The sequence below is a fragment of the Desulfonatronum parangueonense genome, from assembly GCF_054656975.1.
In genome coordinates this window covers 1-13,941 of record NZ_BAAHXH010000001.1, presented here as the reverse complement: position 1 = coordinate 13,941, position 13,941 = coordinate 1, and the positions used below count along the sequence as shown (strand labels likewise).

Annotated in this window: 12 protein-coding genes; 3 read left to right on the top strand and 9 right to left on the bottom strand. The window is 54.0% G+C overall.

All coding sequences use genetic code 11. The features are described 5' to 3' along the window. Window positions 1-65: 65 nt before the first annotated feature. The 3 genes from ACYQ15_RS00060 to pglX are packed head-to-tail and all read right to left on the bottom strand — an operon-like array spanning window position 66 to window position 4,563. Complete coding sequence (locus tag ACYQ15_RS00060; RefSeq protein ID WP_459935505.1) at window positions 66-323, bottom strand: toxin-antitoxin system HicB family antitoxin; 258 nt, start codon at window positions 321-323, stop codon at window positions 66-68. After that, window positions 323-760: a putative toxin-antitoxin system toxin component, PIN family gene (locus tag ACYQ15_RS00055; RefSeq protein ID WP_459935504.1), complete on the bottom strand. Its 438-nt coding sequence runs from the start codon at window positions 758-760 to the stop codon at window positions 323-325. Before ACYQ15_RS00055 ends, ACYQ15_RS00060 begins: the two co-directional genes overlap by 1 nt. Continuing rightward, window positions 757-4,563: a BREX-1 system adenine-specific DNA-methyltransferase PglX gene (pglX, locus tag ACYQ15_RS00050; RefSeq protein ID WP_459935503.1), complete on the bottom strand. Its 3,807-nt coding sequence runs from the start codon at window positions 4,561-4,563 to the stop codon at window positions 757-759. Before pglX ends, ACYQ15_RS00055 begins: the two co-directional genes overlap by 4 nt. Before the next feature lie 39 nt (window positions 4,564-4,602). Here pglX and ACYQ15_RS00045 point away from each other — a divergent pair, with 39 nt between their 5' ends. Continuing rightward, complete coding sequence (locus ACYQ15_RS00045; RefSeq protein ID WP_459935502.1) at window positions 4,603-5,484, top strand: hypothetical protein; 882 nt, start codon at window positions 4,603-4,605, stop codon at window positions 5,482-5,484. 36 nt (window positions 5,485-5,520) lie between these two features. On the opposite strand, the gene brxC is transcribed toward ACYQ15_RS00045, so the two are convergent. From brxC to ACYQ15_RS00015, 6 genes are all read right to left on the bottom strand, one after another. Further along, window positions 5,521-9,144, bottom strand: coding sequence for a BREX system P-loop protein BrxC (brxC, locus tag ACYQ15_RS00040; protein ID WP_459935501.1), 3,624 nt, complete (start codon window positions 9,142-9,144; stop codon window positions 5,521-5,523). Between the two features lie 115 nt (window positions 9,145-9,259). Then, window positions 9,260-9,826: a BREX protein BrxB domain-containing protein gene (locus ACYQ15_RS00035; protein ID WP_459935500.1), complete on the bottom strand. Its 567-nt coding sequence runs from the start codon at window positions 9,824-9,826 to the stop codon at window positions 9,260-9,262. Then, window positions 9,813-10,592, bottom strand: a complete 780-nt coding sequence (locus tag ACYQ15_RS00030) for a BrxA family protein (RefSeq protein WP_459935499.1) — start codon at window positions 10,590-10,592, stop codon at window positions 9,813-9,815. Before ACYQ15_RS00030 ends, ACYQ15_RS00035 begins: the two co-directional genes overlap by 14 nt. After that, the gene (locus ACYQ15_RS00025) at window positions 10,589-11,113 is read right to left on the bottom strand and encodes a BrxE family protein (RefSeq protein ID WP_459935498.1); all 525 of its coding nucleotides are present in this window, start codon (window positions 11,111-11,113) and stop codon (window positions 10,589-10,591) included. Before ACYQ15_RS00025 ends, ACYQ15_RS00030 begins: the two co-directional genes overlap by 4 nt. 107 nt (window positions 11,114-11,220) lie before the next feature. Further along, on the bottom strand, window positions 11,221-12,270 hold the full coding sequence (locus ACYQ15_RS00020; RefSeq protein ID WP_459935497.1) for a DUF4236 domain-containing protein: 1,050 nt from the start codon (window positions 12,268-12,270) through the stop codon (window positions 11,221-11,223). Between the two features lie 6 nt (window positions 12,271-12,276). Next, window positions 12,277-12,720 carry a single-stranded DNA-binding protein gene (locus tag ACYQ15_RS00015; protein ID WP_459935496.1) on the bottom strand — a complete coding sequence of 148 codons (444 nt, stop codon included), beginning with the start codon at window positions 12,718-12,720 and terminating at the stop codon, window positions 12,277-12,279. A 310-nt stretch (window positions 12,721-13,030) separates the two neighbouring features. On the opposite strand from ACYQ15_RS00015, the gene ACYQ15_RS00010 reads away from it, so the two are divergent. Together ACYQ15_RS00010 and ACYQ15_RS00005 are read left to right on the top strand one after the other, a co-directional pair. Beyond that, window positions 13,031-13,312: a type II toxin-antitoxin system RelE/ParE family toxin gene (locus tag ACYQ15_RS00010; protein WP_459935495.1), complete on the top strand. Its 282-nt coding sequence runs from the start codon at window positions 13,031-13,033 to the stop codon at window positions 13,310-13,312. Between the two features lie 15 nt (window positions 13,313-13,327). Continuing rightward, window positions 13,328-13,666 (top strand): HigA family addiction module antitoxin, encoded by a 339-nt coding sequence (locus tag ACYQ15_RS00005; protein ID WP_459935494.1) that lies wholly within the window; start codon window positions 13,328-13,330, stop codon window positions 13,664-13,666. Window positions 13,667-13,941 lie beyond the last annotated feature (275 nt).

Here is a 13,941-nt window from a genome sequence, read left to right as displayed (position 1 = left end):
GTTTGGAGAAATGTCATTGCCATGGATACGCAATAACAACTCATGACGCTTCTCGCCTTCAGTCCCTACCGCTCGACGTTTTCTTCTGGAAATTCATCACCCTCCATGGGGGGGACGTCCGGACTGGCCTTCATCCAGGCATCAAATGCCTCAAGATCCCCTCGTGCCAACCGTTCTCTAAAATAGGCCTCGGTTTTGAGCGCGGAGACTTTTTCCGCAATGGCCATGATGAAAAATTGATTCATGGGAACCTGCTCCTCCTCCGCGACCTTATGAGCAAAAGCAAGCAAGGACTCTGGCAACTGCAATGCGAATTGGGGCATCAGATCCCTCCTTTGTTCAATTTCTGGATGAAAACACCAGGATGTAAAACAGGCAATCGAAATTTTTTGGCTGCGTCAAAATCCTTAATGTTCAGGGTAATCAATGCTGCAGCTCTCCCGTTCAAGGCGGTCTCCAGGACCATCTCATCCGCCGGATCAAAGGTTTGTGGCCGCCACAGGTAATGCAAGTGTACATAGTCCATGAGCAAACACAAAGCATCCAGGAATGCATCCACCATTTCTTCCGTCCTGCCGCCAATTTGGAGATGATCCGGGCGTTTCAAAACCGCTTCGTATTCAACCATCAACGGCACGGAGCCCAAGGCCTTGATGCGACCTGCCCGCAAAGCTTGCAGAATTGCATAAGACGCCCCCTTGCGGCTTCGCGATGCCGCAACCAGGATGTTTGTATCCAGGACAACTCGTGGAATAATCATACCTGCTCCGTTGAATCATCAATCGCCTTCTTTCTCCCCCGTTTCTTGCCCTTCTTGGCCACTTCCACCTCGCACAATTCCTCCAGTCCGTGGGCGATGGCGATGGAGCGGTCTGTTTTGCAGACTTCGCGGACCCGGTCCGGCCAGATGCTGTAGGCCAGGTGCGCCCAGTCGTAGTCCCCGGCTTCCAGCTTGTCCCAGGTTTCCTTGAGTTTCTTCTGCCAGGGTTTCAGACGGAAGAGCTGCCAGAGCGGGGCCGCTGTGATCTGCACCCCGTCGTTGAGGTTGGGTTTCCAGAACGCGGCAATGCGCAGCAGCTCATCACGGAACTCCCGCAGCTCCTGCTCCAGTCGAACCTGTTCCTCGTATTCCTTTTCCGCAGAACCTTTGCGCTCCGTACCGCGCAACACGTCCAACCGCTCGGCGATCTGCTTCAAGCGGGGTTCCACGAAGTCGTTCACGCAGATGTACAGGGTCTGGTCCGTAAGGCGGTGGTAGTAGATCCAGAGTGTATACGACCCGGAAGGGGTGGATAAAGGCCAATAGATGGGAGCCTGGCGGCGGCTCTTGGAGTAGCGTTTGAGATGATCGGCGAAAAATCCGGACGGCTTCCGAAAATACTCCCGCAACCCGTCAATTTCGAGAATATGGCAAGCCTCCTGCTCAATATCCCCAGCCTTGTCCTTCCAGATCACATCCAACACCTCCCGCACCCGGCGGATGATGTCATCCGGATGGTTCTCGTCATCCACGATGATGCCGTTCCAAGGGATGTTCAAGGGATATCTGTCAGTGGTCAGCGGCCAGTCATCAGTTTCCGCCCTCTCAACAACCCACCGCCCATCAACACACCGCCGCCTGCGAAGCCATTCCTCGCTGACGATGTTGCCCGGAGTTGCGGGCAAGCTGTCCGGGCCGATGAGCATGCCTGGGGGGCAGATTGGGAGGGGATCGAAGGGGTCGGGGAGAGGGGGGGCGAGAGTGGAGTCGAGGGCTAAGCGGATGTCCCAGCGGCAGAAGATGCACCCAATCCAATAACTAAGATTTCTCTCTACTTCAGACAATAGGTCATCTTTGGAAATTACAGACCATTGATTTAAAAATGAAATGATCGACTGGGGGTGTACTTCATAATAATGGCATATCAGTTCAATCTTTCTGTCGGCATAGAATGATTTCTTTGTAATTTGGCGTGTGCTCCCCTTTCTCTTCGCTACCAAGTCAACCAAAGATTCATCACTTAAGTTCCACAAATTCAGGCATTCATCTTTTGATAATTGTAATTTATTTTTCGAGTATTCGCATGGATGCATACCATATTCATCTCGTAGTACAACAAAATCGTCATCGTATAATTGATATGCAGTCGAAACAGTTTTGTCAATTTTCCAAGTATTCTCTAATATTTTAAGAGCATTTAGATTAATATTTATACGATGATTTACTGCAAGTTTTTTTATAGACGCACGATTATCTTCATTGATTAAAATAGATATAAAGTAGTGCCTCGTAGTTTCATTAAACTGAAAATTTTGAATAACAATATTTGTACATTGCCTGACGGAATCAGAAATAACATTTTTAATTTCATATTTTAATTCTGGAACAGGTGCTGCATTGATAACTCCTGATTTGTAATGTCTAGCTGCACTACCGGAGACAACAGCATCACCTGAACCTATGAATAGCTCAAAAAGAAGGCGAAATGATCGGGATATATAAACGCCAAGAAACGCTTCGGCTTCAATGAGTGACTCAAAGAATATGGCTTGGCCAGTTGCGCTGAAAATACAGCCACTAGGAAATATACGTGGAGCAAAATCGCTTGTGGTCCGTTCTGGATATGTCAGCCCCGGTTTGAAGTAGAAATCTACATTTTTAAGTATTCTGCTCCAGTGAGAATTATTGTAGAGGGTCCCAGCAAATGCTTTGGCTTCTTCTCCATCATTTTCCCAGTTAATCACAAGGTGAATGTCGTCCCAGAATGGACGGTATTCCCCGCCTTTGGCAAAGAAAAAAAAGTGACTGCCGAGCGAACATGGAAAAACCTCCCATGCAGCAGAGATAAACCGGAAATCATCAGCTGTTGCGAGGCCTTGTTTCGCTGTTCTTTTTTCGTTTTCAAATCTGGGGTGTGCAGCGAGCTTCCGTAAGGTATGTTCAGGAACCCAATAACAAATTGGGTGTCCAGCCAAGAGGCGAAAAACATCTAAATTAACCAAATAATATAAATTAGATGGTCGGTCTGACAAAATTGACTCTATTGACGAAAGAAGAGTTTTTCCTTTATCTTCAGCCTTTAGAAGTCCACATATTGTCGCAGAATTATTTTTTTTCCCAATCGTAACAATGTAGGCTGCAGTTTCTACCATCGCATCAAGGACTCCATATCCAAGATCAGCCGCAGTATCCAACTTGCCTTCTCCAATCAGAGCTATGTTTCTCCACTTCTCAAATTGAGAATTAAAAAATCCGACACGGTTAGTTATTGCTCCCAATCTTCCAAATTTCGTAAGGACTGAAAGACATCTTGTAATAAATCCACCGAATATGTCATTTTTTGACTCTGGAAATGCATGATCGATGTAGTAATGAGAATTGGCAGCTGATTCACCAAACGGCGGATTCATCAACACAACATCATACCGCTTCCGACACAGATCAATAAACGCAAACCCCCGCGCTGCGTCCTCGGCGAATAACCGCCTGCGCACGGTATTTCCGTTCTCAGCCTGCTCCGCGTACTTTTTCAACGCATCAAGAATGCGCTGTTCCGTGTTTCGCCAGAAGTCCTTGTCACTGACGTCCGAGAGGTCGAAGCGGAGTTGGGTTGGTTTCTGGGGCAGCTTGATGCCGGGGAGCATGACTTTTTGCTCTTTGGGCGTGGTGGCCTTGAATTGCTGCTTGGCCGCGGCCACGGCGTCCTTGATCTCTTCCTCGATCTTCAGCAAGGAACCGGCTTCTCCGGCCAGTTTCATTTTCTCGAAGACCTCGTTCACAAGCTGGCCCAGAACACGTGGTCTGAGTCCTTCGATGAATTCATGGCGCAGGGTCTCGTCACCGGGCATGGGTTCGGCGCAGACGATGTGGGATTTGGTGATCCGAGGGCGGGCTTGGGGTTGGATGTTCCGGGCTTTCCAGGATTTTTGGGCGCGCAGCCACAAGGACAGGCCGGCGATCTGCACGGCGCGGGGGTCGATGTCGATGCCGTGGATGTTGTGTTCGATGATCAGTTTGGGCAGGGCAAGGAGCAGATCATCCAGGGAGGGGTAATCCTTTTGAAGGGTTTGGCCTGTGGACTGGGATGGCAGAGTGTCCCTGAGTTTCCAGGCTTCTTCGTAGATGCGCTCGTAGAGGTCGAAGGCGTACAGCCCGAAGTGCATGGAGCCGCAAGCCGGGTCGAGCATGAGGATGTCGCGGGGGTCTTTCAGGGGGCGGTGGGGGATGAATACCGGGAGGTTCAGCAGTTCTTGCTGGGACAGCTCGCTGGTGTCCATGGTGAGCTGCTGCCGAAGTGCGGCGTAGAGGGATTTGATGGCCGCCAAATGTTCGCCATGCGGATCTTCCATGGCGTGCCTGGAAGCGCGTTGTTCGTAGAACAAGCAGATCCAGAGTTCAGCGGCATCGCCACGCCATTGATCGGTTTGCTTAAATTCGTTGATGCGCTGGCTTGCAAACTCAAGGCAATCGCCCAACCCCAGCGCCGGGGCGAGTTTGTAGCCTTCAATGCCCAGGGCAAGCTTTTGGAGTTGGTTCCAGGTGATTTCATCAGGCTCAGGCAGTTGAGAAAAGTCGCCGCTCAAGGCGGCCTCGATTCCAGGGTGGCGAACCTCGGAAATAAAGTGGCCTGGTTGCTCCAGGAATACTTCGCGTGGCCGACGGACCAGGTAGCGGCATGTCGTTGTCAAGTCCGTCTCGCCCTTGGTCATTTCGTACCAGATCCGGCCCAGGGTGTTGTCCGTGAGAAATTCTACCACATAGCGCGGAGTGAAGAACTGGTTGCGAACGGCGAGTTCCCGGCTGTTGCGCGGGGCCGCGGACTGGGCACGCATTTCTTTGCGCTCTTCCACGGAGTTGAAATACTGATAGATCCAGCCGATGGTTTCATCCTCGGCCCAGAGCTGTTCCAGTTCCGGGGCGTTGATCAGGCTCAGCAGATTTTCCAGGGCTGTCTCACGGGGGAACAGCCGTCCCTGGGAGCTGAAGCGGTCGAAGAGCACGGGCAGGTCCAGGGCGAATTCGTCGAACAGGCTGAACAAATAGCACTTGTAGGCGTCCCCGGTCTGGCCCAGGGCTGTCCCGGCCAGCTTGGCATAAGGCTGGAAACCTTTGGACTGAGCGCCCTTGGCAATGGATTCGATGATCAGATTGCGGGCTTCGGCCATGCGCAGGGCGCAGAGGCGGTTGAGTACGGTGAAGGCCTGTTCACGCATGATCCGGTCCAGAACAACCTGCACGGCTTTGGCGGTTTGCGTGGAACCGGCCAGGTAATGGTCCATGGTCTCCCGCAACAGCCTGGCCGTCTCCCGACTGGTGTCGTCCAGATGGGCCAGCCGATCCATCCCGGCTACACGTCCTGTGTTCGGGTCAAGACCATGCGTCTGCTGCAACTGCTGGGTGAATTCCGCGGACAACAACGCACGCGCCTCACCGACGAATTTGGCCAAGCGGTTACGGGTAGGTTGATCGAAAGCCATGATGATTCCTTTTATAGAAGGCTGTAGGTAGTTGCTGAGTTCTGTGGCTATCTGCCTACTGCCTCATTCGAGAGATATGGTTACTTCAATCTCACTGTAGGAGGTCAGTTCCTCTTTCAGGTTTTGCAATTTATGAATCAAGGATTCGATCTGGGCAGGATCACTGACCATGGATGGAATGGCAAAATTTCGGGTCAGTTTCGTGCGCCCTTCGCGAAAGTTGTCTTCCTTTTTTTGCTTCATCCGTTCTATCCGGTGCTCATGGCCACGTTTGGCAACATACTCCGTGAGACGACTCATCGTGGTGGAAATCACGTATTCTTGGGAGAGAAGTTCCTTGAGACCGGCAATTCCCTGGCCAGGTTCAAGGATGAGGGCATCGAGCTGAGCCAGCGTGTTGGTCTTTTCTTCCTGGGTCAGCTCTTTCCAATCCGGCAAGTAGCTCAGACTTTGACCGGCCATCTTGATACTTTTGTCTTGGTCTTGCGCGACGCGCTTTATGGTTTCCTCAATTCTGGCACGGATGTTTGTCAGCAACGTGTTGTAGTCCGTCAGATGGTGGTGAAAATCCGTGCTTTCCAGGCGCTGACCCAGCAGTTCCAGGTCCTCGGACAGATTCTTGCGCAGATCTCCGGGCGCTCCGGAATCGGGTAGATCGGCAATTTCACGGCGGTAGTTCTGCAGATCGCGGACAACGGATTCCAGGCCGTTCTTCAGCGCCAGATCCACCTGGGCTGCCCATTTCAGTCCGTCGTAAAGCGGCGATTCCTCGCTGCCCAGGCGATGCGGCAGGTCTGAGGCGTCCGTCAGCAGGACGTCTGCCAGTTCCTGGTTCAGGGTGCGGACGATTTCAGCGCCGGGCTGGCCGAGATTTTCCAGTTTTTCGGCCAGGGGGCCAAACTGATGCTGAAAGCGGGGGAAGTGCTTGACTGCGGCCTTGCTGACCTCGTCCTCGGGATAGGCCATCACGGTTTCACCCACCAGGTCCGTGAGCCGTTCCGCGGCCCTGGCCAGAACCTCCATCGGCACAGGGGCGTCGCGCAGGGAGATGCCCACGTTTTTGAAGGAGGCATTGGTGCGCAAAGCGTCAACGGCCTGTTGTCCGTTGACCAATACGTCCCTGCTGGAAATTTTCAACTTGATCATTCCGGCCAGAAGCATTCCCGCCACCAGATACCGCAGAGTGTCCGGAGACCAGCCGTAGGGATCTCCGGAGAAATGGTCCGAGAGTCGTTTCCCCTCGACGCTTCCGGTGCGTTCCACATAATCACGGATACTGATCACAGCCTTGTGCCCGGTGTTGATTTGTGGCGAACCGCCGCTGATCTGGACCAGGTGCAGCGGGTCCAAGGCCGCGGTTACGGCCATGAGGTTGCCCAGGCGCAAAAACTTTTCAGCAAGATTGGTATCGGCCCGTACAGGGGCGTCGCCATAGCGATGAAAGACCTGGGCCGCCACGTCATTGAGGTGTTTTTTGGCCGCTTCCAGCACATCCTGCCCCAGGCTGTTCAATGCGGTGGTACTGCCCCGGAAGATGAACGATCCCTGGAGAAGGTTGCGCCGCAGGGTCTGCTGCAGGTCCAGGACCAGTCTGGCGGCGCGGTCGAGCTGGGCCGTGCAGTAATCCTTGACCTCCTGGTCCGGATCGCTGCGATGGCGCAGCACAATCTCGTTGCACCGATAGATTTCCCCGGCCTGCTCCCGTATGGCCGGGTCCGCGTAACCCAGCAAAAAGATCACGTTTTCGAAACTGCGTTGCCGGGATTCATCCAGCATGCGGTCACGAACCGCATCGCGTTCAAGAGGGTCGACGAACTCCACATGGGTCTGGATGATCTCTTTCTCCCCGGACAGGCTGGAAATGTTGGGTCCATGCACGGCCTTCAGTCCGCTGGTCACGGTCAGGGAACCGTGCAGGGTGACCTTGGGCTGGGGTTGAAAAACCTCGCGCAGGGCCTCGTTCTCGATCCGGCGCACTTCAATGGAACGCAGAGGGATCTGGGCGCGCTCCTGGTCGATGTCATTCAATTTTTCACTGAAAAAGCACAGATTGCCGTCCTTCTCGCCAAAGGGCACGATGGAATCGGTGATCAAATCGGCAATGGCCAACTCTACCTGATCCCGCCGGGACGAGCTGTCCAGCCCCGGATGCATCAGCGCGGCCACATTGCCCCTGGTCACGGGCATGTTGCCCAGCACCTGGAGAACGGCCACGGTCTTGGCCACGTCCTGATGCAGGGAGGGACCGGGAAAGCGGATTTGCACCTTTTCCATGGCCTTGTGCAACGAGGGAAAAGCGCGGTGGATGTCCCGGTGCAGGGCGTCGTAGAGGGTGACCGTTGTGGCCAGCCAGCCCACGGGAGCATCGGCCACGGGCATATCGCCACGGGCCGGGCCTTCCACCAGAATGTCCTGGATCACCTTGATGGCCGAGCGAAGTCCAACCCCGCCGGTGGATTTGGCCAGCGCTCCCAAGAGGTGCAGCAAAATGTCGAAATGGGCCGGAAGAAAAGGATAGAGATTGACAAAAGTGGCCCTGTCAAAATCCGCTGCATAATATTTGGCGTCCTGCAGTTTGGTGCTATGGCGCAGAGACTGACCCTGTTTTTCGAAGGCATCTTCAAGAATGCTCTGGCCTTTGGGAGATTTGCCCAGCAGGCGACGGGTACAGATTTCCTTGATGTCGCTGGATTCCAGATCGATCTGAATCGGAAAACGCGCTCCGAGCTTGTAGAGTTCCGGAGAGTTCAAGGCCACGCGGGGGTCGTCTTCAGTCAGGGTCTGCTGGGCCGTTCCCACAATCCAGACCTTGCCTTCGCCGATGGCCTTCAAGTTCTTGGCCAGTCCGTCCAGGTTCAGGATCAGATTGTGGCGCGGTCCAACATACTGGCCCACCTCGTCGATGATAAAGATCACGCACTGCTTGCCCGACGTTTCCCGGACAATGTCGATCATTTCCTTGACCCGGTCGTTTTCAAAGACCACTACCTCCGAAGTCTCCGTGGAAAAGGCCGTGGGTGTCTTGAACAGCACGGGGTACATGGCGTGGGCGATTTCCGGAAGCAAACTGTCCACCACCAAGGGATCGTTTTGTACGGATTTCCAGGGCACGCCCAGCTCGCCCTGGATGCGGTCCAGAAATTCCGTGTACCGGCCATCCTTCTGCATTCGTCGTTCCAGGGCGGCCACTTTCAAATTGCGCGAATACCCAGCCCATTGCAGCACCTTGTAGTAAAGGACCGTGGACACCTCCTCCATGGTCGCTCCAGCCAGCATGGACGACGCCAGATCCAGCAGGACCACCGCTGCCGGAAAGCGGGTGGCCACGGTGGACAGCAGGGCCTTGGTCTGGGGCTTATGCAGACGATTCTGCAAGTGCTTCAGGAACGGCACTCCTTCCACGGATACGTTTTCGTCCAAGGCCAGACCAAGATATTTGGTGAAGGAACTTTTTCCCGATCCGTAAAAACCGGAAACCCAGACCCCGATTTCGTTCTCTCCACCTTGTTCCATGGCGGTCTGCATCAGGCGAAGCAGCTTTTCCATCTGCTCCTCAATGCTTTCAGTGACGATGTATTCACTAATCTCGGACTTGAGGCGAATTTCCTGAGACGCCCCATAGGAAATCACCTTCTCAATGGCCCGATGAATATCCCGCGACGGGTCGAACAGGTCTCGTATACGCATGAATTGCTCCGGTTGTGGCGACTGATGGTGTTATGGTTTGACCCTGAAAAGGGGCGAAAAGTTTCTCGCCCCTACGGCATCGACGCCTTTGAATATTGACGGTTGGTTTGCACGTTCACCCCCCGACATGTACGGAACGATAATTTCCGTCGGGGTGATAAAAGCCAAAAAACTGCAATTTTGTTCCGGCACGTTCCCCGGGATAGAAAATGACCGTGGTGGTCTTGAATCTCCCGGCAAGCTTTCCCTCAATGGCGCCGATGCGCATGTAGGGATGCAGGGCCTCCAGATCCGTGATCAGGACGATGCTGCTTTTGGTCTCCTGAATGCCATCCAGAAACGTACCGAGGCGCTCGGGCAATGTATCGATGATCAGGTTGGCCAGGGATTGGTTGGTTTTATCCCAGGCCAGGGGGTTTTTGGCGTCCGCCTTCAGCCAGAGAGCGCGCTGGGGGGCTTCCGACAAGATCTTTAAAATTTCCCGCCCCAGGGAAAATGTGTGGACCTGCCATCCGGCATTGCGCAACCGAGCGATCCAGGCAGGCTGGACACGCTTCACTTCCAGAATTTTGGCTGGTGGGAAGATTAAATAGTAAACAGGCTCAAAGCTGGCATGGCTTAAATCGCGGCCATGACGGATGCGGGCCATGAGTTCGTCGAAATGGGCGTCAAGCAAGGACACGTTGCAACTCCTCCAGGTTTTTACAGGGCCAACCGATCCGGGTAACGCCCCCGGCGCTTTGCAGAATAATCCAGCCCTTCAAGGCGAAACGCTTGAACTGGTCAAGCATGTCCGCCCTTTCCAGTCCAAAAAGCCCCCAGTCCGGATGGCTTAAAATTTGATTATCGCCCAGTCCCGCGAAATGCATTTCATAAACCAGGGCGGTCAGGGATCTTGGTTGGCCGTGAAAAGGGACAAAGCGGCGTTCACTCCGTCGCCCAGGCTCCAACAGACCGAAATCAGCAAGACATCCCGTGAGATATCCGGCCATCCGCATGATGGTGGAGTCTGACCATGGCTTGGCTGTTTTGCCGCTGCGATTGGCCTCGGTGACGAATTCCCTGGCCTGCTCGTTGGACAGCGTTCCATGCCCGGAGGAATAGGCGGGCCAATACATGGTGCGTGTGAAATCGGCCAGGATTGGATTGGCCCGGCAGGCGAAAACAAACAGCAGTTGTTCAAATTCGGATTGGGAGAAGAGGGGCATCAGGTTTCTGGCAAGCTGGGCCGGACGGGTGTCGTTGACCAGCAGGCGGGGGGCGAAACCTTCCATGACCAGGTTACGCAGACGGCGGGCCGAAATACCAGGAAGTTGCCCGTTCTCCAAAGCAATCCGCAACAGGGCCGAAGCATCCATGCCCGGCTCCCAAAGATCAAGAAGGGTTCTGGTTTCCTGAACCATGCCCAAGCCGGCCTGGAGTCGTGTGGTGTACACGGCTTTGGTCATGTTGGCTGATACCAATAGGGATAGGTCGGAGCATCCGTGGCAAAAGCCTGAGCATAGCAGGCACTGAGGCCGGGCCATGTATCCGAAGTGCGCATGGCGGCTACATCGGCTATCCGTATCGGCCCTTGAAATGTTGACGCCACGTTTTGCGAGTCAATTCCGGAGGCGTTCCGGGTCAGATAGTCCAGTGCCGTTTCCTTGTTGGACAGCAGAGCGTTGCATTCCTCCGTGAACATGGAAGTCTGACCAAGTTGATGAACAGCCTGCTCCATATCCTCCGGCAATCGAAACAAGTGATGGACCGATCCCACGCCGATATGTTCATCATGCACCAGCATGGCCGCTCTGCAAACACCGTGATACTGGGCTTGAAACAATGTCCGTGGAAAAATCGGCGTCAAAAAACTTTTGGCATACGATGAAAAAAAAGCGCTGGCCCACCAGGGCGGAGTCGTCTGCTCTCCAAGATAACCGATCACGGCTCGTAATATGGCTATATGTTTGAGATGTTCCTCTTTCATAGGTCACCCATTGTGAATGTAAGAATGTTGACGGAGGAATCAGGTATTGTTGTTCGTGAACCTGATGCCGTGTTGCTGTTTCTCCTGAGTCGAAAAAAAAGAAAAGATCAACCTGCCGACACTCCCAACCTTTGGCCCACATCCTCATATTCCGGATTTTGAGCATAGACCTTCTCCAATTCCGTACGCGACCGCTGGTGCTGGTTCATCTCCGCGTAAACCAATGCCCGCTCAAAGCGCAGAGCCAAGAGCAAATCCTTGCTCCGTTCCTTGGTCCGGCGCAGGGCCGCTGTCAGCGTGTCCCTGGCGGCGGTATGCAGACCCTGGGCACGCAGCGCCTTGGCCTTGTAGAGCATTAAGGCACCATGAGCCGGAGAATCATTGCTCACGTTCCCGGCCATGCGCACGATTTCATGATGTGTCTTGGGATCATCGGGGCGGGCGTCCAGGAGCAGTTCGGCCAGGGATGCCTTGACCACGACATCTTCAGGCAGCATGTCCCGCAGTTCCATGAGCGCCTCGGCAGCCAAAAGATGCTCATCCATGGCCTGGTAGGCTTCGGCCATGCCCAGGAGCAGCCCGCGCCGCCGCGGGCCGATGTGGGCTTGCAATTCCCTGCTGATAGGCAAGACCAGTTCGACATGCACTCCGTACTTGGCAAACAAGCTTCCCAGCGATCCATGGCGTCGATTCGCCTGTTGCAAGGCTTCCACGGCCTCCTGGAATCGCAATTTCTTCAAGGCCAGGAACCCGGCCATGAATGCGGAATCCGCCAGATTCAGAGAGGATGTGAACTGCTCCAGAGCACAGTTTTCACGTCCCTGGACAAAAGCTTTGAGTCCGTCCACGAACGCCCGTTCGTCTTTGGGCGTGATCAGGCGCTTGAAAAATCCCAGAGTCAGTCGGTCCTCGGTGGAAGCATATCCCTGCCCACCTCGCGATCCATTGCTCAGTGCTCGCCCGGAAGAGGAATTCCAGGACGAATGTTCGGTATAATAGAAGCCGGTTCCCGGCAGCCCCAGAGTCCGACGAACGCCCCTTGAACCAAGGGTCATCTTTGCCCCTCGCGGACCAAAGGACAGCGAGGGACCGGACTTGCTCAGGTTTAGCGTAATGCCGGGGGCAACACGAAAACGGCGGAAGAAGCGGAAGGCCATGGCAAGTTAAAACGGAGGGCCATCGTCCGGTGGCATTTCACTTCCTTGCTGACGCTGCTTCGGATAAACCTGCTGGTCATCACCACCTTGCCCCTCACGCAGTCGCTCCGAATCCTGCTTGGAGTCCATGAACGTGACGTTCTGGGCAACAATCTCGGTAGTGTAACGATCCTGTCCCTGCTGGTCCTGCCATTTTCTGGTCTGGAGCCGGCCTTCGATCAGTGCCTGTGAGCCTTTCTGCAGAAACTTGCACACATTCTCGGCTTGGCGCTGCCAGACCACGATGCGATGCCACTCCGTCTGCTCGACCTTGTTGCCGGTCTTGTCGGTATAGGATTCGTCAGTGGCAAGGGAAAAAGAAGTAACGGGAGTACCCTGAGCCGTGTACTTGAGTTCCGGGGTAACTCCCAACCTGCCGATCAGGATAACCTTGTTCAGCGTGCCAGCCATGTTCGTTCTCCTGGAAAATGATAAACTATCATGAGATAATTTTTTAAAATCTTGCTACCTTTGTTTCGTTATAGAATCAAGGTGGTTATTGTCGACTCATTAAGTACAGCTTCTACGTCTCATTGAAGTCATTCCCGCGAAAAGGGAACCCCGTTGCAGGTAGTCGGCAGGCTGTGCCCGACCTTTTGAAAAGTTACCTGGGTGCGGCAATAGGGTTTGATCGCATGTTTATTGTGATTGTTGCAAGCATCTCTCAAACATTTGCGGGTCAGAAGTTGACCTTTGTCACGTGACAGTTTACAAATCAAACATGATCATCACATTTGGTGACAAGGAAACGCAGGCGCTTTATGTGGACGGCAAGTCGAAAAAAATACCTCCGGACCTGATCCGGAGGGCCGTCAGGCGCTTGGAATATATCAACCTTGCCACGAGCCTGAACGATCTCAAAACACCACCGGGCAACCGCCTTCATGCCCTCAAGGAAGACAGGGCTGGTCAGCATGCCATTGCCATCAATGACCAGTGGCGCATCTGCTTTCGTTTTCAGGACGGAGATGCCTATGACGTTGAGATCGTGGACTATCATTGAACAAGGAGCCTTTTCATGCCCTTTCGGAATACCACTCCCCGCACCATTGCCCCAACTCATCCCGGCGAGATGCTCCGGGAAGACTTTATGCCCGATTACGGACTGAACACTACCGCCTTGGCTGCATCCCTCGGGGTCACTCGCCAAACAGTCAACGAACTGATTCGCTGTCGTCGTGCGATCACGCCGTTGATGGCCCTGCGCCTTTCCAGGCTTTTCGGCAATTCTCCCCGGTTCTGGCTCAACGCCCAGCAGGCCGTCGATCTTTGGGATTTGGAAGCGACGTATCATGGCGAGTTGGAAGCCATTCCAAGGCTGGAGGCGGAAAAAGACGAATCAAAGTCAATGGCGTGACTCCGTGCCGGAAACCACATGCAAAGATTTGATCCGCTGGATGCCGGTCCTGAACGGGAGCAGGTTGGTATCCCGTTGAATGAGGCCGAGTGCCAGCCTTGGGTTCAATGATACGCATCCTGAAACAGTCAGGCAGGCGATGCCGAAAAACGAGACAAGCCGGGCCACTTCATGCCTTGCAATCAAAAGTGCTGAATAGATAGCCAGTCTTGCCAATTGCGAAACACCTCAATGCGTGAGCACGCTCACCAGTTTTTTCCTTGAAAGCGGTTTCC